This window comes from Dyella sp. 01N448, from assembly GCF_056399225.1.
The window spans coordinates 227267-250073 of the sequence record NZ_JBFTQX010000002.1; the positions used below are offsets into that span (position 1 = coordinate 227267).

General features: G+C 64.3%; 18 protein-coding genes and 1 tRNA gene. 8 read left to right on the forward strand and 11 right to left on the reverse strand.

Features of this window, described 5'->3' with window-relative positions:
* Positions 1-55 precede the first annotated feature (55 nt).
* Positions 56-1264, forward strand: coding sequence for an acetyl-CoA C-acyltransferase (locus tag AC1DKY_RS03480; RefSeq protein WP_441602331.1), 1209 nt, complete (start codon positions 56-58; stop codon positions 1262-1264).
* A gap of 216 nt (positions 1265-1480) precedes the next feature.
* On the opposite strand, the gene AC1DKY_RS03485 is transcribed toward AC1DKY_RS03480, so the two are convergent.
* On the reverse strand, positions 1481-1864 hold the full coding sequence (locus AC1DKY_RS03485; protein WP_441602332.1) for a YidH family protein: 384 nt from the start codon (positions 1862-1864) through the stop codon (positions 1481-1483).
* 127 nt (positions 1865-1991) lie between these two features.
* Here AC1DKY_RS03485 and AC1DKY_RS03490 point away from each other — a divergent pair, with 127 nt between their 5' ends.
* The 3 genes from AC1DKY_RS03490 (at position 1992) to cycA (ending at position 4822) form a co-directional block, all read left to right on the forward strand.
* Positions 1992-2531 carry a DUF2058 domain-containing protein gene (locus AC1DKY_RS03490; RefSeq protein WP_441602333.1) on the forward strand — a complete coding sequence of 180 codons (540 nt, stop codon included), beginning with the start codon at positions 1992-1994 and terminating at the stop codon, positions 2529-2531.
* A gap of 70 nt (positions 2532-2601) precedes the next feature.
* Entirely contained in the window at positions 2602-3339 is a 738-nt protein-coding gene (locus AC1DKY_RS03495; protein WP_441602334.1) for a 2OG-Fe(II) oxygenase, read from the forward strand.
* Between the two features lie 70 nt (positions 3340-3409).
* Positions 3410-4822 (forward strand): D-serine/D-alanine/glycine transporter, encoded by a 1413-nt coding sequence (gene cycA / locus AC1DKY_RS03500; RefSeq protein WP_441602335.1) that lies wholly within the window; start codon positions 3410-3412, stop codon positions 4820-4822.
* Between the two features lie 135 nt (positions 4823-4957).
* On the opposite strand, the gene AC1DKY_RS03505 is transcribed toward cycA, so the two are convergent.
* The 4 genes from AC1DKY_RS03505 to AC1DKY_RS03520 form a co-directional block, all read right to left on the reverse strand.
* Positions 4958-5033, reverse strand: a tRNA-Gly gene (locus AC1DKY_RS03505).
* A 73-nt stretch (positions 5034-5106) separates the two neighbouring features.
* Positions 5107-5715 (reverse strand): CDP-diacylglycerol--glycerol-3-phosphate 3-phosphatidyltransferase, encoded by a 609-nt coding sequence (gene pgsA, locus AC1DKY_RS03510; protein WP_441602336.1) that lies wholly within the window; start codon positions 5713-5715, stop codon positions 5107-5109.
* Positions 5716-5844: 129 nt separating this feature from the next.
* Entirely contained in the window at positions 5845-7674 is a 1830-nt protein-coding gene (gene uvrC, locus AC1DKY_RS03515) for an excinuclease ABC subunit UvrC (RefSeq protein ID WP_441602337.1), read from the reverse strand.
* A gap of 9 nt (positions 7675-7683) precedes the next feature.
* On the reverse strand, positions 7684-8166 hold the full coding sequence (locus tag AC1DKY_RS03520) for a low molecular weight protein-tyrosine-phosphatase (RefSeq protein WP_441602338.1): 483 nt from the start codon (positions 8164-8166) through the stop codon (positions 7684-7686).
* A gap of 165 nt (positions 8167-8331) precedes the next feature.
* Here AC1DKY_RS03520 and AC1DKY_RS03525 point away from each other — a divergent pair, with 165 nt between their 5' ends.
* Positions 8332-8745: an energy transducer TonB gene (locus AC1DKY_RS03525; protein ID WP_441602339.1), complete on the forward strand. Its 414-nt coding sequence runs from the start codon at positions 8332-8334 to the stop codon at positions 8743-8745.
* Between the two features lie 35 nt (positions 8746-8780).
* On the forward strand, positions 8781-8939 hold the full coding sequence (locus AC1DKY_RS03530; RefSeq protein WP_441602340.1) for a hypothetical protein: 159 nt from the start codon (positions 8781-8783) through the stop codon (positions 8937-8939).
* A 3-nt stretch (positions 8940-8942) separates the two neighbouring features.
* Here AC1DKY_RS03530 and kdsB read toward each other — a convergent pair whose 3' ends face one another.
* The 5 genes from kdsB to AC1DKY_RS03555 all read right to left on the reverse strand — a co-directional run bounded on the left by kdsB (position 8943) and on the right by AC1DKY_RS03555 (position 14341).
* Positions 8943-9716, reverse strand: coding sequence for a 3-deoxy-manno-octulosonate cytidylyltransferase (gene kdsB / locus AC1DKY_RS03535; RefSeq protein ID WP_441602341.1), 774 nt, complete (start codon positions 9714-9716; stop codon positions 8943-8945).
* 156 nt (positions 9717-9872) lie between these two features.
* A complete protein-coding gene (gene aroA, locus AC1DKY_RS03540) occupies positions 9873-11177 on the reverse strand; it encodes a 3-phosphoshikimate 1-carboxyvinyltransferase (RefSeq protein WP_441602342.1) in 1305 nt (434 codons plus the stop codon).
* 42 nt (positions 11178-11219) lie between these two features.
* On the reverse strand, positions 11220-12308 hold the full coding sequence (pheA, locus tag AC1DKY_RS03545) for a prephenate dehydratase (protein ID WP_441602343.1): 1089 nt from the start codon (positions 12306-12308) through the stop codon (positions 11220-11222).
* A 79-nt stretch (positions 12309-12387) separates the two neighbouring features.
* The gene (gene serC / locus AC1DKY_RS03550; RefSeq protein ID WP_441602344.1) at positions 12388-13473 is read right to left on the reverse strand and encodes a 3-phosphoserine/phosphohydroxythreonine transaminase; all 1086 of its coding nucleotides are present in this window, start codon (positions 13471-13473) and stop codon (positions 12388-12390) included.
* A gap of 100 nt (positions 13474-13573) precedes the next feature.
* A complete protein-coding gene (locus AC1DKY_RS03555) occupies positions 13574-14341 on the reverse strand; it encodes an FHA domain-containing protein (RefSeq protein ID WP_441602345.1) in 768 nt (255 codons plus the stop codon).
* A 162-nt stretch (positions 14342-14503) separates the two neighbouring features.
* On the opposite strand from AC1DKY_RS03555, the gene AC1DKY_RS03560 reads away from it, so the two are divergent.
* Both AC1DKY_RS03560 and infA read left to right on the forward strand, forming a co-directional pair.
* Complete coding sequence (locus AC1DKY_RS03560; RefSeq protein ID WP_441602346.1) at positions 14504-14779, forward strand: polyhydroxyalkanoic acid system family protein; 276 nt, start codon at positions 14504-14506, stop codon at positions 14777-14779.
* A gap of 81 nt (positions 14780-14860) precedes the next feature.
* Positions 14861-15079, forward strand: coding sequence for a translation initiation factor IF-1 (gene infA / locus AC1DKY_RS03565; RefSeq protein WP_019466733.1), 219 nt, complete (start codon positions 14861-14863; stop codon positions 15077-15079).
* A gap of 215 nt (positions 15080-15294) precedes the next feature.
* Here infA and AC1DKY_RS03570 read toward each other — a convergent pair whose 3' ends face one another.
* Positions 15295-22686: an ESPR-type extended signal peptide-containing protein gene (locus AC1DKY_RS03570; protein WP_477179501.1), complete on the reverse strand. Its 7392-nt coding sequence runs from the start codon at positions 22684-22686 to the stop codon at positions 15295-15297.
* Positions 22687-22807: the final 121 nt, after the last annotated feature.

Below are 22807 nucleotides of genomic sequence, written 5' to 3' on the forward strand. Positions count from 1 at the left end.
AACAAACTTTGAGCGCGTCGCCGCAAACCTGAGCGCGACGCCACGGAGCAAAACCATGAGCAAGCAAGTGCAAGACGCCTATATCGTCGCCGCCACCCGCACGCCGGTCGGCAAGGCGCCGCGCGGCGTATTCCGCAACACCCGTCCGGACGACATGCTCGCCCACGTGATCCGCGCCGTGATGGCGCAGGCGCCGGGCATCGACCCGCATCGCATTGAAGACGTGATCGTCGGCTGCGCCATGCCCGAGGCCGAGCAGGGCATGAACGTGGCGCGCATCGGCGCCCTGCTCGCCGGCCTGCCGTACACCGTGCCGGGCGTCACCATCAACCGCTTCTGCTCCTCGGGCGTGCAGGCCATCGCCATGGCAGCCGACCGCATCCAGCTCGGCGTGGCCGACCTGATGATCGCCGCCGGCACCGAGAGCATGAGCATGGTGCCGATGATGGGCAACAAGATCGCCATGAATCCGGCCATCTTCGCCAACAAGGAAGATATCGCCATCGCCTACGGCATGGGCATCACTGCCGAGAAGGTGGCCGAGCAGTGGAAGGTCACGCGCGAGCAGCAGGATGCGTTCGCGGTGGAAAGCCATCGCCGCGCACTGGCCGCCATCGCCGCCGGCGAATTCAAGGAAGAAATCACGCCGTTCCAGCTCGATGACCATTACCCCGATCTGGCCACGCGCGGCATCAAGACCGACAGCCGCCTGATCGACACCGACGAAGGCCCGCGCGCCGGCACCACGCTGGAAGTGCTGTCCAAGCTCAAGACGGTGTTCCGCAACGACCGCTTCGGCGGCTCGGTGACGGCTGGCAACTCCTCGCAGATGTCCGATGGTGCCGGCGCCCTGCTGATCGCCAGCGAGAAGGCGGTGAAGGAATTCAACCTCACTCCCATCGCGCGCTATGTCGGTTTCTCGGTGGCAGGCGTGAAGCCCGAAGTGATGGGCATCGGCCCGAAGGAAGCGATTCCTAAGGTGCTCAAGCAGGTTGGCCTGACCAAGGATCAGATGGACTGGATCGAACTCAACGAAGCGTTTGCCGCGCAGGCGCTGGCGGTGATCGGCGATCTCGGCCTCGACCCGAGCAAGGTCAACCCGCTCGGCGGCGCCATCGCGCTCGGCCATCCGCTCGGCGCCACCGGTGCCATCCGCGCCGCCACGCTGATCCACGGCATGCGTCGTCGCAAACAGAAGTACGGCATGGTGACGATGTGTATCGGCACCGGCATGGGTGCAGCGGGCGTGTTCGAAGCGCTTTGATCTGTCGCTTCATGCGTAAACGAAAAGGCGCCGTAGCGATACGGCGTTTTTTTTCGCCATCTCCGATGCAAACGGCCCTGCTCTTTTTTCTCGTCATTCCGGCGCAGGCCGGAATCCAGGTGCGATGCATCCGGTTGTCGCGACAATCGGCACGCACTGCTACTGGATTCCGGCCTGCGCCGGAATGACGCGTTGGAGGCGACGCGACGAAGGGCCTCAACTCAGCGCCGCAAGCTGCCGCGCCACATAGAGCGTCAAGAAGATCGCCATCAGCACCAACAGCACGGCCATGCCCCGGGCCGTCCACGAGTCGCCATACATCGAGGTATCGGCCGCCTCGATCGCCTTTCGATTGCGATAGAACCGGATCGTGGCGCCGACGATCATCAAGGCGCCCACCAGCAGCAGCCCCAGGCCCAGCCATTGCGACGCTTCCGTATGCAGGCTCTCGGTCACCTTGGCGGCCGCGCGCGATGTGAACAGCAAAAAGATATCGAAGCGTTCCAGCAGGAAGCCGAACGCCATGACCGAGATCGCGGTGCGCACCCAGGCGAGATAGGTCCGCTCATTGGCCGAATGGTCGGTGAAATGCGGGATCACGGCACATCCTTTGGTGAGGAACCCTGCCCGCAGCCATCATGCCACGCCGCGTCTCACCGGGCCGCAGATCGCGCCGTGCCGGACCCGCGCTACAATTCCCGGGCTACGTTTTCCGGACGCTCCACGCATGCGCAATCCCCTGCAGGAACAGCTACTCAAGGCCGGCCTCGCCAAAAAGGGCAAGGTCGACCAGATTGCCCGCGAACAGGCCAAGCAGCGCCAGGGCAAGCCCATTGCCAGCGAGGCCGCCGAGAAGATCGACACCCAGCGCCTGCAGGCCGAACGCGCCGAACGCGATCGCGCCCTGGCTGCCGAGCGCAATGCGCAGGCCCATGCCCGCGAGATCGCCGCCCAGGTGCGCCAGATCATCGAGGCCAACAAGGTCAAGCGCGAAGGCGAGATCAGCTATCGCTTCAACGACGGCGAGAAGATCCACAGCGTGCTGGTGAACGAAACCCTGCGCACCCAGCTGGCCAAAGGCACGCTGGTGATTGCGCGCTTGGGCGACGGCTACGAGCTTTTGCCGCGCGCTGCAGCCGACAAGCTGCGCGAGCGCGACGCCAGCGTCATCGTGCTGGACCACGGCCGGGCCGCGGATGCCAAGCCGGCCAGCGATGACGATGAGTTCTACAGCCAGTTCAAGGTGCCGGACGACCTGATCTGGTGATGCGCAAGAATCGGAGTGTGGCATCAGTCGCCACCGGCTAGTTTGAGGTCTCGCCACTCGACTGCCCACCATGCACGCACAACTCATCGAATCGCCCAACCAGTCCATCGCCTCGCGCATTGAGGCCATCGATTGGCCGACCCTGCTGGCGGAGCTCGATGAACGCGGCAGCGCAGTGATTCAAGGCCTACTCGATGCCGAGCTATGCCGCGATATCGCAGCCCACTACGCCGACGAGTCGCGGTATCGCAGTCGCGTGGTGATGGCCCGCCACAACTTCGGCCGAGGCGAATACCGGTACTTCCGCTACCCCCTGCCCGAGCCCGTGCAGCAGTTGCGCGGCGCGCTGTATCCGCAGCTGGCGCCCTTGGCCAGCCAGTGGAACGTCCGCATGGGCATAGCGATGCAGTATCCGGCGACACACGAGGCGTTCCTGGCTCGCTGCCATGAGGCCGGCCAGACGCGCCCGACGCCGCTGCTGCTCAAATACGGTACCGGCGACTACAACTGCCTGCATCAGGATCTTTACGGCGAACACGTGTTTCCGCTGCAGGTGGCGGTCCTGCTGTCCGAACCCGGTCGCGACTTCAGCGGCGGTGAATTCGTGCTCACCGAGCAGCGGCCACGTATGCAGTCGCGCGTCGAGGTGGTGCCGCTGCGCCAGGGAGACGCCGTAATCTTTGCCGTCAACCAGCGTCCGGTCGCCGGCATGCGGGGTTCCTACAGGGTCACCATGCGCCATGGCGTGAGCCGCGTGCGCAGCGGCCAGCGTCACACGCTGGGTGTCATATTCCACGACGCCCAGTAGGTATGCAGCACGACCCGGTGCGTATCCTTTAGGATGGTCGCTTTCGTACCTCGAAAGGATCGTGCCGCCTATGCAGAACCACGAACCGACCGTTGCAACCGGCCAACCCGAACATCACCTGCAGCGAAATCTGCGCAACCGCCACCTGCAGCTGATCGCCATCGGCGGCGCCATCGGCACCGGCCTGTTCATGGGCTCGGGCAAGACGATCAGCCTCGCGGGCCCGTCGGTGATTTTCGCCTACGCGATCATCGGCAGCGTGCTGTTCTTCATGATGCGCGCCATGGGCGAGCTGCTGCTGTCCAACCTGAACTACAAGTCGTTCGTCGATTTCAACTACGACTTGCTCGGCCCCTGGGCGGGTTTCTTCACCGGCTGGACCTACTGGTTCTGCTGGGTGGTCACGGGCATCGCGGACATTGCGGCCATCACCGGTTATATCCAATTCTGGGCGCCGCACGTGCCGCTATGGCTGCCCGGATCGGCCTGCATTCTCCTGCTGCTGGGCCTCAACTTGCTGACCGTGAAGCTCTTCGGTGAAATGGAGTTCTGGTTTGCGCTGGTGAAGATCGTCGCCATCGTCGCGCTGATCGCCGTCGGCATCGTGCTGATCGCCATCGGTTTCACCTCGCCGACCGGCGCCAAGGCCGCGGTGTCCAATCTCTGGGCGAATGGCGGCTGGTTCCCGCACGGCGGTTCAGGATTCATGGCGGCGTTCCAGATCGCCGTGTTTGCCTTCGTCGGCATCGAGCTGGTGGGCACGGCATCAGCCGAAGCGCGTGATCCGGAAAAAACCCTGCCCAAGGCGATCAACTCCATTCCCATCCGCGTGATCATCTTCTACGTGCTCGCCCTGCTGGTGATCATGACGGTCACGCCGTGGAACGAAGTGGCGCCGGATCGCAGCCCGTTCGTGAACCTGTTCATGCTGATCGGCATTCCGATCGCCGCCAGCCTGATCAACTTCGTGGTGCTCACCTCGGCAACGTCCTCCGCCAACAGCGGCATCTACTCGACCGGCCGCATGCTCTACGGTCTTTCGGCTGGCCGCCTCGGCCCCAAGCCGTTCGCCAGACTGAGCAACAACAACGTGCCGGCGAACGGCCTGGCCTATTCGTGTTTCCTGCTCTTCATCGGCGTGTTCCTGCTCTACCAGGAAGGCGACGTCATGAAGGTCTTCACCATCGTCACCACCATCTCCAGCATCTGCTTCATCTTCGTGTGGTCGCTGATCATGATCGCCTACATGCGCTACCGGAAACTGCATCCGGAGCGTCATGCGACGTCGATCTTCAAGATGCCCGGCGGCGTGGCGATGTGCTGGATCGTGCTGGCCTTCTTCGCCTTCGTGCTGTGGGTGTTCGCGCAGAAGCAGGACACGCTGCAGGGCCTGATCTACACCCCGATCTGGTTCATCTGCCTGGCCCTCTGCTACCCGCTCTATCGCCGGCAGGCGATCGAGCATCGCAAACAGACGCATTGACGTTGCGACACGTGACGGCGCGCGGCCCAAGCCCGCGTCGTCACGGCCTAAGAAGGGCCTGATTCACAGGCATAAAAAAACGGCCGCGAGGGCCGTTTTTTTTTTGTGAATGGCGATGCTTCCATTCACTGAATCTGGAGCGGGAAACGAGACTCGAACTCGCGACCCCGACCTTGGCAAGGTCGTGCTCTACCAACTGAGCTATTCCCGCATCGAAGTCGCGCATTGTAATGGCTAATCCGCGCCCGTCAAGCACCTGTCATGAATCTCAGGGCTTCTTTTATTCAGTCGTCGTTGCGGGGCAGCGGATGGCCGGAACCATCGCCCTTCAGGCTGGGCCACGCGGCGCGCAGGTAGTACAGGCCCGACCAGATGGTGAGGATGCCGGCGATCACCAGCAGTCCCTCGCCGATGTGATACAGGCGCAAGGCCTCGGCGTCCTTCTCGTGCTGGACGATCAGCACCACCAGAGCGACCATCTGCATGGCGGTCTTGAGCTTGCCGATGAAAGCCACCTTGATGGTGGCACGCATGCCGATCTCGGCCATCCATTCGCGCAAGGCGGAGACACTGATCTCGCGTCCCACGATGATGGCTGCCGTGATCGCCATCAGGATGCCCGGCCAGCCGCCGCGATGGGTTTCCACCAGCAGGAACAGCGTCACCGCCACCATCAGCTTGTCGGCGACCGGATCGAGGAAGGCGCCAAAGGCCGAGGTGAGATTCATGCGCCGGGCGAGATAGCCATCCAGCCAATCGGTGATGGCGGCAAGCGCGAACACGATGGCTGCCGTGATGTTGTGCCCAGGAAACTGCCAATAGAACACCACCACCATCACCGGCAACAGCAGCACGCGAAACAAGGTCAGCCAGGTGGGCAGGTTGATGTGCATAAATCCTTTCCGGTTTGCAGCAGTCAGCAGGGAAGCTTGTGGATCAACGCCATCATCAACCGTCCACGCCCTCGATCATGCGGGATTTTGATGTAAGCCGGCATGACGGTCCGCACCCATTCGCGCGGATCAGCCATGGAGTGCAGCATAAATGCGTTCGGCCAATCCGCGATCAATGCCTTTCACGCGGGTGAGCTCCTCCACGCCGGCCGCTTCCACGCCGGCGAGACCGCCAAATGCCTTGAGCAGGGCCGAACGGCGGCGCGCGCCGACGCCGGCAACATCCTCCAGCACGCTGCGCTCGCGCGCCTTCTCGCGGCGCTTGCGATGGCCGGTGATGGCAAATCGATGCGCCTCGTCGCGCACGGCGGCCACCAGATGCAACGCCGGCGATGACGGGCCCGGATGCAGGTTGCGGCCCGAATCGGCCAGCACCAGCGTCTCCTCGCCCGCGCGGCGACCCGGCCCCTTGGCCACGCCGACCACGTGGATGCCGGTCACGCCAAGCTCGCGCAATACGTCCAGCGCCTGCGCCACCTGCCCGCTGCCGCCATCGATCAGCAGCACGTCGGGCCGCGCGCCCTCGCCTTCGGCCAGCCTGCGGAAGCGGCGCACCAGCGCCTGATGCATGGCCGCATAGTCGTCGCCGCCGGTGATGCCGCTGATGTTGAAGCGGCGGTAGTGCGATTTCTCCGGGCCTTCCGGGCCAAACACCACGCAGGACGCCACGGTGAGCTCGCCCTGGGTGTGGCTGATATCGAAACACTCGATGCGGCGCGGCGGCTCGTCCATCTCGAGCAACTTCTGCAGATCGTCGAAACGCGCACCCAGGGTCTGCCGGCTGGCCAGCCTCGCGGTCAGCGATGCCTGGGCGTTGCGCTCGGCCATCTGCAGGAAGCGCGCACGTTCGCCGCGCACGCTGGATTTGAGCTCCACCGCATGGCCCGACTGCTGCGCCAGCACTTCGCCGAGGACCTGTTGGGTGGGCAGCGTTTCGCCCAGGATCAGCTCGCGTGGGACCGGACGGTCCAGGTAGTACTGCGCGATGAACTGCTCCAGCACGTCGGACGGTTCGGCATCCAGCGGCAGGCGCGGGAAGAAGTCGCGCGTACCCAGGCTGATGCCGTTGCGGAAGAACAGCACACTCACGCAGGCCATGCCCGCTTCGATGCGGCAGGCGAGCACGTCCATGTCCGCGCTGGCGCCCTGCACGTGGTGCTCGGCCTGCAGCTTGCGCAAGGCGCCGACCTGGTCGCGGAACGACGCCGCGCGCTCGAATTCCAGCGCCTTGCTCGCTTGCTCCATCTGGCTCGCCAGCTCGTCGATGACCGCGCTGCTGCGGCCTTCGAGGAACATCTCCGCGTGGCGCACGTCGTTGCGATAGTCGTCGACCGTAATCAGCTGCACGCACGGCGCCGTGCAACGACCGATCTGGTGCTGCAGGCAGGGACGCGAGCGGTTCTTGAAATAGCTGTCCTCGCACTGGCGCACCTTGAACAGCTTCTGCATCAGGTTGAGGCTTTCGCGCACGGCGAAGGTGCTCGGGTACGGCCCGAAATAGCGGCCCGGCAGATTGCGTGCGCCGCGATGAAAGGCCAGCCGCGGGTAGTCCTCGCCGCCCGACAGATAGATGTACGGGTAACTTTTATCGTCGCGCAGCAGGATGTTGTAGCGCGGCTTGAGCGATTTGATCAGCTGCGATTCGAGCAGCAGCGCCTCGCCTTCGGTGCGCGTGATGGTGATCTCGGTGCGCGCGATCTGCGAGACCATCGCCGCGATGCGCGGCTCCATGCGCGGCTTGAGGAAATAGCTGCCGACGCGCTTCTTTAGGTTGCCGGCCTTGCCCACGTACAGCAGCTCGCCGTCCTCGTCGAAATAACGATAGACGCCGGGCGACGTGCTCAGGTTTTTGACGAAAGCCTTGCCGTCGAAGGCTTGCGGCGGCGGTGTGGACTGCATCGTGTGATTCTATCCGGTCACTGCTGCCCGCAGGCGCACGATCAGGCCATCCACGCCCTGCTCCGCCAGCGCCACAGCGCGGCGAAACCCCTCGGTATCGCCAAAGTACGGATCGGGAAACTCTTCCGGCGCGGCCACGCCCGCCCAAGGCAGGAACAAGGCCGGCGCCACGCCATCACGCGGACGCAGCCCTTCGAGCGTCTCCAGATTGTCCTGGTCCATCGCCAGCACCCAGTCGAACGTCTGGAAATCGGCTGCCCGCACCTGTCGCGCGCGATGCGGCGACAAGTCATAGCCGGCATCCGCTGCCGCACGCAGCATGCGCGGATCGGCGCCCTTGCCGATATGCCAATGGCCGGTGCCGCAGGAGGCCAGCGACAACGAAAGGCCGGCCTGTGCCGCGCGCTGGCGAGCCACGGCTTCCACCAGTGGCGAACGGCAGATATTGCCCAAGCACACAAACAAGATGGACGGGACCGGCGCGCTTTTCATCAGATGGAAATGTCCTCGTCGCGTCGCCCTGATATAGGCATCGCATGAAAACTCGAAATGGCTGCGGAAAGGGCCGCAATCAAGCCCTCAGGGAGTGACTAAAGTCACGATTGTTGTGACACGCGAAGTCTGCCTATGCTTGCCCGATCCACAGGGAGGAAGAAAGTGAATCGCAAGCTCATTACGATAGTGGCCGCTGCCATGCTGCTGGGCCAGGCGGCCATCGCAGGACCCGCCGGGCAAGACGCGCCGGCTCCGGCTGCCGCCTCGCCCACGGCAGGCGCCAGTGCCAATACGGCAGGCGATCATCCGGCGAGCATCGACGAGGATCGCCCCCAGCCGGCCCCGCGCTTTTCCGCCGCCATGAAGAACAACGCCGGCACGGGCACCGTGGTGGTCATGGTGCAGGTCGGACCGGACGACAAGGCCAAGTCTTTCCACGTGATGATGTCGTCGGGCTCCAAGGCCCTCGACGACGAGGCCATCCGAACCGCGAAGGGCTGGTCGTACAAGTCGGCCGTCAAGAACGGCGCGCCTGCCGATGGTTATGTGCAGGTGCCGATCAGCTTCAACAAATAGCCTGAGTCGATGCAGGGCTGATTGGAGGATCGCTCGTGGGCTGCCTGCCTCTACCCATCCTGTTCGTGCTCGGCTTTTTGATCGGTCGCGCCGTTGCCGGTACCAACGGCGCCCTGTGGGGCGCCGGCATCGGGCTGGTAGTGGGCCTGGTCCTGGGCGGCTTGTTCGTGATGCTGCTGCGTCGCCGACGCTGAGGCTCAGCGCTGGGCCAGCCAGCGCTCCGCACGCTCGAGGTCGGCCTCAGTATCGATGCCCGGCGGGAACGGTTCGGGCGTCAGTCGGGCAGCGATGGCATAGCCGTGTTCGAGCACGCGCAGCTGCTCCAGCGATTCGGCCTGCTCCAGCTGAGTGCGCGCCAGCGTGGTGTAACGCTTGAGGAAGCCTGCGCGATACGCGTAGATGCCGATATGGCGCAGGAACGGCACGTTCGCGGGCAATACATCACGATCGGCAGCAAACGCATCGCGCGCCCACGGCAGCGGTGCACGACTGAAGTACAACGCCCGCCCATTGGCAGAACGCACAAGTTTGACCACGTTGGGATCAAACAGCTCGTGCGTATCCACGATCGGCGTGGCCAGCGTGGCCATCGGCGCATCGTCCTCGGCCAGCGCGCGCGCCACTTCGCGGATACCCGCCGCCGGCGCGAACGGCTCGTCGCCCTGCAGATTCACCACGATGGCGTCGTCGGGCCATGCGTAGAACTCGGCACATTCGCCCAGGCGATCGCTGCCCGAGGCGTGGCCGCTGCGCGTCATGCATACATCCACGCCATGCCCTTGCAAGGCATCGGCGATGCGCTGGTCGTCCACCGCCACCACCACTTGCGTGGCACCCGCCTCGAGCGCGCGCTGCGCCACGCGCACCACCATTGGCACACCAGCTATATCGCGCAGCGGTTTGGCCGGCAGGCGCGTGGAGCCGTAGCGGGCGGGAATGGCGACGATGAAGGACGGGGTGGCAGTGGGCATGGCGATCTCTGCGTGAGGCCACAAGGGTAGCTGCACCCGTTCCCACGGGCGAGACCTTGTGGGAGCGCACCCTGTGCGCGACGGGCATGCCGGACGGTCTCGGTTCCGGCCAGTCGCGCACAGGGTGCGCTCCCACAGAAAGCCGAATTGCTCGAATCAGGCGGTTTCCAGCTTGAACCCGCAGCGGTTGGCCAGCTCGATGAACCCAGGGAACGAGGTCGCCACATTGGCGCAATCGTTGATGCGCACCGACCCACTGGCGACCAGGCCGGCCACTGCGAAACTCATGGCAATACGGTGATCGCCATGGCTCTCGATGGTACCGCCATGCAGCGAGCCGCCGTGGATGGTGGCACCATCAGGAGTCTCGTCGACAACGGCGCCGAGCGCGCGCAACCCCGTGGCCATCGCCGCCAGGCGATCCGACTCCTTCACGCGCAGCTCGGCCGCACCGCGCACCACGGTATTGCCCGTGGCTGCCGTGGCCGCGACGAACAGCGCGGGGAATTCGTCGATCATGTCGGGCACCAGCGCCTCGGGCAGTTCGATGCCGTGCAGCGGCGCATGGCGCACCACCAGATCGCCGACTGGTTCACCGCCGCTCTCGCGTTCGTTTTCGATGCGAATATCCGCCCCCATCAAACGCAGCGCCTGCAGCAGGCCGGTGCGGCGCGGATTGAGGCCTACCGACTGCAAGCGCAGCTCGGCACCCGGCACGATGCTGCCGGCGACGAGGAAGAATGCCGCCGAGGAGAAGTCCGCCGGCACATCCACATTGGTAGCGCGCAAGGTATGACCGCCGCTCAGTCGTGCGCGACCCGGTGCGAAATCAATGGGCCAGCCAAACGCCGCAAGCATCCGCTCGGTGTAGTCGCGCGTCGGATGCGGCTCGATCACTTCTGTTTCGCCTTGCGCATACAGGCCCGCGAGCAACAGCGCCGACTTCACCTGGGCACTGGCCACCGGCAAGGTATAGGCGATGCCATGAAGCGCCTGCCCGCCGCGCACCTGCAGCGGCGGAAGACCGTCCTGCGTGTCGATCTTCGCGCCCATGCGGGCAAGCGGGTCGGTCACGCGGCGCATCGGACGCTTGGACAGCGATTCGTCGCCGACCAGCGTGCTATCGAAGGCCTGCCCTGCCAGCAATCCGGCCAGCAGGCGCATGCCGGTGCCGGCATTGCCGCAGTCCAACAACTGCGTGGTTCCCTTCAGGCCGTGCAAGCCCACGCCATGCACCACGCGTTCGCCATCGGCCGGGGTTTCGATGCGAACGCCCAGCTGCTGCAGCACGGCTGCAGTGGCGCGCGTATCTTCGCCTTCAAGAAAACCACGGATATGCGAAGCACCTTCCGCCAACGCACCCAGCATCAGCGCGCGGTGCGAAACGGATTTATCGCCAGGCACACGCACGCTGCCCTTGAGCGCGCGCGCGGCGTGACTGGTCCAGTCGAGTCGGGTCACGAAGCATTCTCCAACGGCTGCACAGCGGCGGCCACAGTTCTATCAGGGCAGCGCCACGGGGTAGGAGCCGAGCACACGCACCTGCGCGGCGGCTTCGCCCATTTCCTTCATCGCAGCCTGCAAAGGCGCGTCGTTGATGTGACCGGAGACATCGATAAAGAAGGCGTACTGCCACTTGCCCGAATGCGCCGGACGCGATTCGATGCGATTGAGGCTGATGTCGTGCTCGGCAAACGGCTTGAGCACGTGATACAGCGCGCCCGGCTTGTCGTTCACGGTGATCAGCAGTGAGGTGCGATCGTTGCCGGACGGCGGAAACAGCGAGCGGCCGATGACCAGGAAGCGCGTGGTGTTGTCCGCGCGGTCTTCAATGCCCTGGGCCACCGTCTTCAGGCCATACACGCGGCCCGCCGTTTCGCCGGCAATCGCAGCCACGTCATCGGCGTGACGCGCCATGCGGGCCGCCTCGGCGTTGCTGCTCACCGCCACGCACTCGACACCAGGCAAGTTGATGTGCAGCCAGGTCTTGCACTGCTGCAACGACTGCGCATGCGCGTAAACACGCTTGATGCCCTCCAGCTTGCCCTGCATCGAATGCAGGCACTGATGCACGCGCAATTCCACTTCACCGCAAATGGTGGCTTCGGAGGTGAGGAACATGTCCAGGGTGACCTGGATCATGCCCTGCCCGGAATTCTCCACCGGCACGACGCCGAAATCGGCGTGGCCCGCCGCCACTTCCTGGAAAACTTCCTCGATGCTGCCCAGCGGCAGTCCGTAGGCGGCGTGACCGAAATGCTTGCGCACGGCCTGTTCGCTGAAGGTGCCCTCAGGGCCGAGAAAGCCGACCTTGAGGGGATCTTCCTGGGCCAGGCACGAGGACATGATTTCGCGGAACAGCCGCACCATTTCCACGTCGGTGAGCGGGCCATCGTTGCGGTCCACCACCATGCGCAGCACGTGGGCTTCGCGTTCCGGGCGGTAATAGTCGATCGCCGAAAGCCCCTCGCCCTTGACGCGGGCCACTTCCTGCGCCCATCCGGCGCGCTCGGAGATCAGCTGCTGGATCTGCTGATCGATGCTGTCGATGCGCTCGCGCACATCGGAAAGCGAGGATTTCTTATCGGTCATGTCGTGGGCTGCGCAAGCAACGGAAGTCCAAATGGGGATCAGGGATAGTCCTTGATGTGCGACCAGGCGTGCAACGGTTTCATCCGTGACGATGCGCGAAATCGCGCATGAAACCCACCAGGGCCTGCACCGCTTCGAGCGGAACCGCGTTGTAAAGCGAGGCGCGCATGCCGCCCACCGCCTTGTGTCCCTTGAGCGCGAGCAGGCCGGCGGCTTCCGATTCCTTGAGGAAATCCGCGTCCAGCGCGCTGTCGTGCAAGGTGAACGGCACATTCATGCGCGAACGCGAATCCAGTGCCACCGGGTTGCGATAGAAACCGTTGGAGTGGTCGATGGCGTCGTACAGCAGCGTGGCCTTGGCCGCATTGCGCTCGCCGATCGCTGCCAGACCGCCCTGCTCCTTCAACCACTGAAACGTGAGGCCGGCCAAATACCAGCCCCAGGTGTTCGGCGTATTGAGCATGGAATCGTTGGCGGCGTGATCGGCGTAGCGGAAGATCCGCGCCATCGGCCGCGTGGCGCGCTCCAGCAGGTCGCGCCGGATGATCATCACCACCAGGCCCGATGGGCCGATGTTCTTCTGCGCGCCGGCGTAAATCAGCCCGAATTTGCTGACATCGATGGGCCCGGAGAGGATGTCCGACGACATATCCGCCACCAGCGGCACGTCGCCCACCTCGGGAATCTCGTGGAATTCCACGCCATGAATGGTTTCGTTCGGCGTGTAGTGCACGTAAGCGGCGCGCCCGTCGAGCTGCCACGTGTCGCGCGGCGGCAGGCGCATGTAATGCTCGGCCTTGCTGCTGGCGGCGACATTCACCTTGACGTACGGGGCCGCCTCGCTGGCCGCCTTCTCGCCCCAATGGCCCGTCACGATGTAATCGGCACTGGCGCCTTCGGCGGCCAGATTCATCGGGATTTGCGCGAAATGCTGGGTGGCGCCGCCCTGCAGGAACAACACCGCGTAGTTCGCCGGAACCGCCAGCAGCTCGCGCAGATCGGCCTCGGCCTGCTGGGCCAGACCCATGAAGGCCTTGCCGCGGTGAGACAGCTCCATCACCGAGGCGCCGCAACCCTGCCAGTCCAGCAATTCGCGCTGGGCGCGCTCGAGCACCGGTTGCGGCAATGCGGCCGGGCCAGCGCTGAAATTCCAGAGTCTGCTCACTGACGACGCCTATGGAAGGAACATCGCCGCATTATGCCGCGTCGCAGCAACCGCGAGTCAACCAAAGATGACGCTGCCTCGGGACTGCCTGAAGGCTGCCTCAGAAACGCACCAGCAAGGCCACCGCAATGCCCAGGGCGAGCACCGCGGCGGTAGCGATCAGCCACCACACCTCGCCGCGCGGGCCGGCGTCCTCTTCGGGCAGATGCGGGCGCTCCGGCTCGGGCTGAATGATCTCCGGCTCCGGCTCCAGTCCCGGGGCATCGACCACGAAACGATGCATGCCCAGGCCCACCTGATCACCCGGCCGCAGCGCGGCCTGGGTTACCGGCACGCCGTTGACGCGCAGGGGATAGCGCTCGGACTGCTGGCCGGCCTCCAGCATCAGCTGGCCGTCGCGCCAGAACACCACCAGCGACGCCGTCTCGCCCTGCGGAAGCTCCAGCGGGATGCGCCCATGCGGGCCAAGTTCCAGCTTGTCCAGCAAGGTCAAAACTCGGCCGGACAAGGGCCCCGCCACCGCACGCAAAGCCACCGTGCAACGTCCTTCGGCCGGCACGGTCACGGGCAGGTTGTGGGCGGGTTCTTCCTCGGCACGCAGCAGCATGCGGCAATCGCCGACGCTCAGGATGTCGCCGGCACGCAACAAGGCCTTCTCACGCACCGGGCGCGCATTCACGTAGATGCGGTTGCCCTGGGGCAAGACCTGCAGTACCCAGCCGCGGCGATCCAGTTGGATGCGCAGGTGATAAGTGCCGGCCTGATGCGCGGCCAGGATCAGGTCATTGTCCGGCGCACTGCCGATGCGCAGCGCCGGCCCGTCCCAGTGGAAATCCTCGCGGGGCGAATTGGGAAACTCGATGCGCATCTGTGAACCAGTCGATGGACGGGCGGGACTCTAGCAGATGCCTGCGAGCTTAAGGACGCTCTGATCTCACCCATGGGCTTCGACAACAGAGCTGCGCGCGCTGCGCAGCGGCAGTTCCGGGTGACGTGGCTTACCATATGCCTTTGCCTCCCAGGAACACCCATGCCCAAGATCGACATCCGCCGCCCCCACCAGCTCTCCGTGACCGAGGCCCGCGCGGTGGTCGACAAGGTGGCGGCCCGCATGCAAGAAAAGTTCGGCATGGAGGGCCAGTGGCAGGGCGACATCCTGCGCTTTTCCCGCCCGGGCGTGAACGGCAGCATTGCCGTGGCGGGCGACGTCATCCACGTGACAGCCGAGCTGGGAATGATGCTGGCGCCGCTCAAGGGCATGGTGGAACAGGAGATCCGTCGCAAGCTGGATGAGCATTTTGGCTGATGATTCTTTAACCATTGGACTTTCCGTGGCATAATCGACGGATTAAGCAGCCACGACGGCTGCCCTGCCCCCACGGAACGCATGGCCAAAGACGACGTCATCGAAATGGAAGGTACGGTCCAGGAGACCCTGCCCAACACCATGTTCCGCGTGCAGCTGGAAAACGGCCACGTCATCACGGCCCATATTTCCGGCCGCATGCGCAAGCATTACATCCGCATTCTCACCGGCGACAAGGTGAAGGTCGAAATGACCCCCTACGACCTGACCAAGGGTCGCATCACCTACCGCATGAAATAATCGCTCGTCTGTAGGAGCGCACTTGTGCGCGAAAAGCCTACGCAGCGGTAAAGCCGGAACCTTGCGGTCGCGCACAAGTGCGCTCCTACAAGGGACGGCCCATCGAAAAGGCCGCGCCATGTCGCGGCCTTTTTGTTTGCCCTCTCCCCACAACAACGAAAAACGGCGCCGTATCGCTACGGCGCCGCTCTCTCGTGAAGGTATAAAACCCAGGCTTACCAGTTGTAGCTGGCACCCACGCCCACACCGGCGTCGCCGTGGGTGGTTGCGCTGACGTTGAGCTTCACGGCAAATTTGCCGGTCGCGCTCATGGCCGACATGCTGACCGCCACGCTGGACTGGCCGCGGAAGCTGCCCACGCCCGCGCCGATGGAGTGCCCGCCGTTGACCACCGCCTGCGGGATGGAGGACATGGCCATCGCCGAGGCGACGCCGCCATCCGCCTGGCGACCCATGTTCCTGACCTGCTGGTCGGTGTAGCTCTTGGACCAGTCGGCCACCTGCTGCACCTGGCCCACCGTGGCCGCGTCCGTCGCCGAGGTACCCGGAGCCACGTTGTGGATCACCGCGGCATTGCCGCCGCCGTTCAAGGTCACGCTGCTGCTGCCATCGGCGTTGGTGTCGTAGGTCACCGCCGTATTGGTCGAGCCATCGGCATTCATCACACCGGCGGCCTTCAGCTGGCCCACGTTCACGGCATCCGTGTTGGCCGTACCGGCCGCCACATTGGTCACCTGACGCTCATGGCCGGCCGAACCCATCGACACGCTGTTGCTGCGATCGGCGACCGAGTTGGCGCCCACGGCCACGCTGTTGTCAGCCGAGGCTACCGCGGCATTGCCCAGCGCGGTGCTGTTGTTGCCGGACGCGACGGCGCCGTTGCCACCGGCGGTCGAGGTGCTGCCCGAAGCCACCGGCTGCTTGCTGTTGCTGTCCTTGCTGACCTGGAACATGCCGGACTGGCCGTTGGTGATGTTGGTGACGTTGCTCACGGCACCCGCCATCGTGTTCACCGTGTTTTCCACGTTGGTCACGCGGCCATCGAGGTTGGTCACCGCCTGGTTGGTGGCGTTGAGCTGGCTGCCATTCACCGCATCGGTGCTGGAGGCAGACAAGTTGCCGGCCGCCACGTTGGTGACCTGGCGTTCCTGCCCCACTGCACCCACCGAGACACTGTTCGCACGGTCAGCCACCGAACCCGCACCCAGCGCCACGCTGTTGGCCTGGCTGGCCTGCGCGCCGTTGCCGATCGCCACCGCATTGGCGGCAGATGCCTTGGTGTTGCCACCCACGGCCACGCTGTCCGAGCCCGCAGCGTTGGCAGCGGCAGCCGTCGAATTGACCTTCACGTACTTCAGGCCACCGGTGTTCATGGTGTTGATGGTGCTGTTGATGTTGGCGATATCGCCGGTGTTCTGCGCCACCTGCTGGTTGGTCGCATACAGCTGCGAGCCGTTCACCGCATCGCTGCTGGTCGCGGACAGCGCGCCGTCCTTGACGTTGCTCACCTGCACCGGCGTACCGGCATTACCCAGCGTCACCTTGTCATGGGCGGCGGAATCGTACTTCACCGCGTCAGCAAGCTGACCATTCATGCCATTGATGGTGGTGTTGATGGTGGAGATGTCGGTGGTGTTCTGCGTGACGCGACCATCGAGATTGCTGATGGCACTGCCCGCGTTGTTGACCGTGGTGGTGGAACCGTCCGCATTGTGCACGCTGTAGCTCGGTGCCGAGATGGAACCATCCGCATTCACTGTCGAGCCACCGCCGATGGCATTGGCCATCGACTGGCTCACGCCATACAACTGACCACCGTTGACGGCATCCTTGCTGCCAGCCGCCACCGTGCCATCTGCCACGTTCAGCAGCTTGCGGGCGCCGGCGGTGCCCTGGAAGTCCACCGCAGCACCGTTCGTGCTCTTGCCCACCGTCAGGTTGGCGCCGGCCGAAGCCTGCTGGACCAGACCGATCGTGCCGCTGTTGATCTGGGTGTTGATGGTGTTGATGTCGGAGGTGTTCTGCACGACGCGGCCATCGATGTTGGTGAGCGCCGTGCCCACGTCGTTCGCCGTGGTCGTCGTGCCGTCGGCATTGTGCAGGGTGTAGCTCGGCGCCACGATGGCACCGGTGGTGCTGTTGTAGCTCGCACCGCCGCCGAAGGCCGAAGCCGTGGTGGTGCCCTGCTGGTCGGCCTTGCCTTCCACGCGGGTCACGTTGGCGTTGGTCGTGTTGAGCTGCGACATGTTCACCGCATCGGTGTCAGCCACGCCAGCCGTCACATTCTTGAGCGTGCGGGTGGCGCCGTTCTTGTCGGCAAAGTCCACTGCAACGCCGTCGGTGCCCTTGCCCACGGTCAGGTCGGCGCCAGCCGCAGCCTGCTGCACCAGGCCCACGGTGCCGCTGTTGATCTGGTTGGTGATGTTGTTGATCGACGTCGTGTTGCCCGCGATGTCGGTGGTGTTCTGGGTCACCTGCTGGTTGGTCGCATACAGCTGCGAGCCGTTCACTGCATCGGAGCTGGCAGCGGACAGCGCACCATTCTTGACGTTCGTCACCTGCACCGGCGTACCGGCGTTGCCCAAGGTCACCTTGTCGTGCGCGGCCGAGTCGTACATCACCGCATCGGCCAGCTGACCATTCATGCCGGCAATCGTGGTGTTGATGGTGGAAATGTTACCTTCGGTGGTGGTGACGCGGTTGCCCAGGTTGGTGATGGCGGTGGTGTTGCCGGCCACATTGGCGTTGGTCGCGTTGAGCTGCGACATGTTCACTGCGTCAGTCGCGGCCACGCCAGCCGTCACGTTCTTGAGCGTGCGGGTGTTGCCGTTCTTGTCGGCAAAGTCGACCGCCACACCATCGGTGGCCTTGCCCACGGTCAGGTCGGCACCGGCCTCAGCCTGCTGCACCAGGCCCACGGTGCCGCTGTTGATCTGGTTGGTGATGTTGTTGATCGAGGTCGTATTACCCGCGATGGCCGTGGTGTTGCCGGCGATGTCGCTGGTGTTCTGCACCACGCGGCCATCGACGTTAGTGAGCGCCGTGCCCACGTCGTTCGCCGTGGTGGTCGTGCCGTCGGCATTGTGCAAGGTGTAGCTCGGCGCCACGATGGCACCGGTCGTGCTGTTGTAGCTCGCACCGCCGCCGAAGGCCGAAGCCGTGGTGGTGCCCTGCTGATCGGCCTTGCCTTCCACGCGGGTCACGTTGGCGTTGGTCGTGTTGAGCTGCGACATGTTCACCGCATCGGTGTCAGCCACGCCCGCCGTCACATTCTTGAGCGTGCGGGTGGCGCCGTTCTTGTCGGCAAAGTCCACTGCAACGCCGTCGGTGCCCTTGCCCACGGTCAGGTCGGCACCGGCCGCAGCCTGCTGGACCAGGCCAGTTGTGCCGTTGTTGATGTTGTTCTGCAGGTTGGTGATGGCCGTCGTATTGCCGGCGATGTTGGTGGTGTTCAGCGCAACATTGGCGTTGGTCGTGTTGAGCTGCGACATGTTCACCGCATCGGTGTCAGCCACGCCCGCCGTCACGTTCTTGAGCGTGCGGGTCGCGCCGTTCTTGTCGGCAAAATCCACTGCAACGCCGTCGGTGCCCTTGCCCACGGTCAGATCGGCACCGGCCGCAGCCTGCTGGACCAGGCCAGTCGTGCCGTTGTTGATGTTGTTCTGCAGGTTGGTGATGGCTGTCGTATTGCCGGCGATGTTGGTGGTGTTCTGCACCACGCGGCCATCGACGTTGGTGAGCGCCGTGCCCACGTCGTTCGCCGTGGTCGTCGTGCCGTCGGCATTGTGCAGGGTGTAGCTCGGTGCCACGATGGCACCGGTGGTGCTGTTGTAGCTCGCACCGCCGCCGAAGGCCGAAGCCGTGGTGGTGCCCTGCTGGTCGGCCTTGCCTTCCACGCGGGTCACGTTGGCATTGGTCGTGTTGAGCTGCGAGACATTCACCGCATCGGTGTCAGCCACGCCCGCCGTCACGTTCTTCAGCGTGCGGGTGGCGCCGTTCTTGTCGGCAAAGTCCACTGCAACGCCGTCGGTGCCTTTGCCCACGGTCAGGTCGGCACCGGCCGCAGCCTGCTGGACCAGACCCACGGTGCCACCGCTGATGTTGTTGACGGTGTTCTGCAGGCTGTTGATCGAGGTCGTGTTGCCGGCGATGTCGGTGGTGTTCTGAGTCACCTGCTGGTTGGTCGCATACAGCTGCGAGCCGTTCACTGCATCGGAGCTGGCGGCGGACAGCGCGCCGTTCTTGACGTTCGTCACCTGCACCGGCGTGCCGGCGTTGCCCAGGGTCACCTTGTCATGGGCGGCCGAGTCGTACATCACCGCATCGGCCAGCTGACCATTCATGCCGGCAATCGTGGTGTTGATGGTGGAAATGTTGCCTTCGGTGGTGGTGACGCGGTTGCCCAGGTTGGTGATGGCGGTGGTGTTGCCAGCCACGTTGGCGTTGGTCGTGTTGAGCTGCGACATGTTCACCGCATCGGTGTCAGCCACGCCAGCCGTCACGTTCTTCAGCGTGCGGGTGTTGCCGTTCTTGTCGGCAAAGTTGACTGTCGTGCCGTCGGTGTCCTTGCCCACGGTCAGATCGGCACCGGCTGCAGCCTGCTGAACCAGGCCCACGGTGCCGCTGTTGATCTGGTTGGTGATGTTGTTGATCGACGTGGTGTTACCCGCGATGGCCGTGGTGTTGCCCGCGATGTCGGTGGTGTTTTGCGCGACCTGCTGGTTGGTGGCATACAGCTGCGAGCCGTTCACCGCATCGGTGCTGGCAGCAGACAGGGCGCCGTTCTTGACGTTCGTCACCTGCACCGGCGTACCGGCGTTGCCCAGGGTCACCTTGTCGTGCGCGGCCGAGTCGTACATCACCGCATCGGCCAGCTGGCCGTTCATGCCGGCGATGGTCGTGTTGATGGTGGAGATGCTGCCTTCGTTGGTGGTGACGCGGTTGCCGAGGTTGGTGATGGCCATGGTGTTGCCAGCCACATTGGCATTGGTCGCGTTGAGCTGCGACATGTTCACTGCGTCAGTCGCGGCCACGCCAGCCGTCACGTTCTTGAGCGTGCGGGTGGCGCCGTTCTTGTCGGCAAAGTTCACGGCGGCACCATCGGTGCTCTTGCCCACGGTCAGGTCGGCACCGGCCGCAGCCTGCTGGACCAGGCCCACGGTACCGCTGTTGATCTGGTTGGTGATGTTGTTGATCGACGTCGTGTTACCCGCGATGGCCGTGGTGTTGCCGGCGATGTCGGTGGTGTTCTGCGCCACCTGCTGGTTGGTCGCATACAGCTGCGAGCCGTTCACTGCATCGGAGCTGGCAGCGGACAGGGCGCCGTTCTTGACGTTCGTCACCTGCACCGGCGTGCCGGCATTGCCCAGGGTCACCGTGTCATGCGCTGCCGAATCGTACTTCACCGCATCCGCGAGCTGACCATTCATGCCGGCAATGGTCGTGTTGATGGTGGAGATGCTGCCTTCGTTGGTGGTGACGCGGTTGCCGAGGTTGGTGATCGCCGTGGTGTTGCCAGCCACATTGGCGTTGGTCGCGTTGAGCTGCGACATGTTCACCGCATCGGTCGCGGCCACGCCGGCCGTGACGTTCTTGAGCGTGCGGCTGTTGCCGTTCTTGTCGGCAAAGTTCACGGCGGCACCATCGGTGCTCTTGCCGACGGTCAGATCGGCACCGGCCGCAGCTTGCTGCACCAGGCCCACGGTGCCGTTGTTGATCTGGTTGGTGATGTTGCTGATCGACGTGGTGTTACCGGCGATGTCACTGGTGTTCTGCGCCACCTGCTGGTTGGTCGCATAGAGCTGGGAGCCGTTCACCGCATCGGTGCTTGCGGCGGAGAGCGTACCGTTCGCAACATTGGCCACCTTGTTGCCGCCCATGCTGGCCGTCTGGCCAGCGCCCACGGTCAGGCCGCCATTGGCGGTGAGCATGCCGCTAAAGGTCGGATTGCTGACAACGCCCATGGTGATGGTATTGCCGCTGCGCGCCACCGTGGCATTGGTGCCAGCTGCGAAGTTGGCCGTGCCGCCCGGAGCGATGTTCTGCGACGTGGCGCCGGCGTCGGCGCTCAGATTCCAGCCCTTGTTGGCAGTGGTGTTGGCCGTGTTCGCGGTGGTTTGCGCCGTGGTCACAGCCGTGTTGAGTGTGCCGAGCGCGGTATCGACCTTGCTGAAGCCGCTGCTGACGGTGGTGGCCGCACCGGCGGTGCCGCCGATGCTGTTGGCGTTGGCCAGCGTGTAGCTGGGCGCATTGATCGCGCCGTTGGCACCAACCGTCGTGCCCAGTGCGCTTGCCGTGGTGCTGGCAACGTTGTTGACCTTGGCATCTTCAGACTGCAGCTGGCTGACGTTGACTGCGTCGGTGGCGTTTGCGCCAGCGGCCACATTGGTCAGGCGACGCTCTTTGCCCGCCGAGCCCAGCGACACTTCGCCATTGGCCGCAGACGCCGTGCCCGACAGTGCGGCGGTACCCGGGTTGTAACCAGCCGTCGCGAGATTGGCGGTAGTGGTGGAGTTTGCGCCCAGTGCGACCGAGTTTGTGGTCGAGGCGACCGCACCGGCACCGAGCGCCGTACCGCTAGCACCCGTGACACTGGTGGCATGACCAATCGCGACCGCGTAGCTCGAGAGGTGGGTATCCGCACTATTGCCCAACGAAGTCGACTGGTTGCCGGATTGCGAACCGCCACCGATCGAAAGCGAATTGTTGATGCCTGATGCAATGGATGCGTTCTGGCCGATGGCAATGCTGGCGGACCCGCCCGATGAAGCGTTCTGGCCGATGGCCACCGCACTTCCACCCGATGCGGTGGCCGAGCCACCAATGGCGATCGCCTCGCCTCCCGTCGCGCTGGAATCGGACTGCACGCTGTTGGTGTGGAAGTACTTGATGCCAGCACCGTTGTTGATGTTGGTAAGGCTGGTGTTGAGCTTGCCCAGCGCGGTGTCGACCGTATTGAACGCTCCACCCACATCCGTGGCCGCACCCGATGTGCCGGCGATGCTGTTGGCATTGGTCAGCGAGTAGCTGGGGCCGGTGACAACGCCCGTACCGGCGTTGAACGCCGCGCCTGCGCCCAGGGCGCTGACGAGCGGGGTCAGCTGCGACACGTTCACTGAGTCGGTGGCCGCGGTGCCATTGGCCAAGCCGGTGATCTTGCCGGCATTCATCAAAATATTGGCGCCGCTCTGGGTAATGGTCAGAGCGTTCGAACCGTCGGCACCGTTGATGTATTGATACCCGCCAACGGAGAGCGAATTGGCGGCAACCACGACAGAATCGGTCTGCCTGGCGTTCTTGTAATTGCCCGATGTCATGCTGTTCGCATCACAGTTGGGGATATTGACGAACGTGTTCGTACCGTCACCGCCGATGGCCTGACAGTTGCCGCCATCGGTTTGATTGAACGACATGTCGTTGACAATCAATGGGGCTTTGCCGTTGGTGCTCAACGCAAAGACAGGAGCCACGGCTGCCATCATGCCGATGGCGGCCAACTTCGAAGCGATCCCCTTGGCGGAGGACTTCTTGCGGCCCTTGGCCATTTCGGATGCGACGACCCAGCGGCAGGTGGTGGCGTTCCAGACGATGCGATAAATGGTGTTCATTGAGTGACCTAGCGGATGATGATGGTGTCGGTGGACGACTGTTTCGTCCTCATCAGCAAGGCTACGGACCGGGCCTTTGGGCCTATATCAGAGGCCTCTCAAAACCATCTCAGACGACTCT

Excerpts from the sequence above, each read along its gene's own strand:
- AC1DKY_RS03495 (WP_441602334.1), top strand. The coding sequence starts at position 2,602 with ATGCACGCACAACTCATCGAATCGCCCAACCAGTCCATCGCCTCGCGC.
- AC1DKY_RS03555 (WP_441602345.1), bottom strand. The coding sequence starts at position 14,341 with ATGCGCATCGAGTTTCCCAATTCGCCCCGCGAGGATTTCCACTGGGAC.
- pgsA (WP_441602336.1), bottom strand. The coding sequence starts at position 5,715 with ATGCACATCAACCTGCCCACCTGGCTGACCTTGTTTCGCGTGCTGCTG.
- pheA (WP_441602343.1), bottom strand. The coding sequence starts at position 12,308 with ATGACCGATAAGAAATCCTCGCTTTCCGATGTGCGCGAGCGCATCGAC.
- cycA (WP_441602335.1), top strand. The coding sequence starts at position 3,410 with ATGCAGAACCACGAACCGACCGTTGCAACCGGCCAACCCGAACATCAC.
- AC1DKY_RS03570 (WP_477179501.1), bottom strand. The coding sequence starts at position 22,686 with ATGAACACCATTTATCGCATCGTCTGGAACGCCACCACCTGCCGCTGG.
- kdsB (WP_441602341.1), bottom strand. The coding sequence starts at position 9,716 with ATGCCCACTGCCACCCCGTCCTTCATCGTCGCCATTCCCGCCCGCTAC.
- AC1DKY_RS03480 (WP_441602331.1), top strand. The coding sequence starts at position 56 with ATGAGCAAGCAAGTGCAAGACGCCTATATCGTCGCCGCCACCCGCACG.
- AC1DKY_RS03520 (WP_441602338.1), bottom strand. The coding sequence starts at position 8,166 with ATGAAAAGCGCGCCGGTCCCGTCCATCTTGTTTGTGTGCTTGGGCAAT.
- AC1DKY_RS03560 (WP_441602346.1), top strand. The coding sequence starts at position 14,504 with ATGCCCAAGATCGACATCCGCCGCCCCCACCAGCTCTCCGTGACCGAG.
- uvrC (WP_441602337.1), bottom strand. The coding sequence starts at position 7,674 with ATGCAGTCCACACCGCCGCCGCAAGCCTTCGACGGCAAGGCTTTCGTC.
- infA (WP_019466733.1), top strand. The coding sequence starts at position 14,861 with ATGGCCAAAGACGACGTCATCGAAATGGAAGGTACGGTCCAGGAGACC.
- AC1DKY_RS03490 (WP_441602333.1), top strand. The coding sequence starts at position 1,992 with ATGCGCAATCCCCTGCAGGAACAGCTACTCAAGGCCGGCCTCGCCAAA.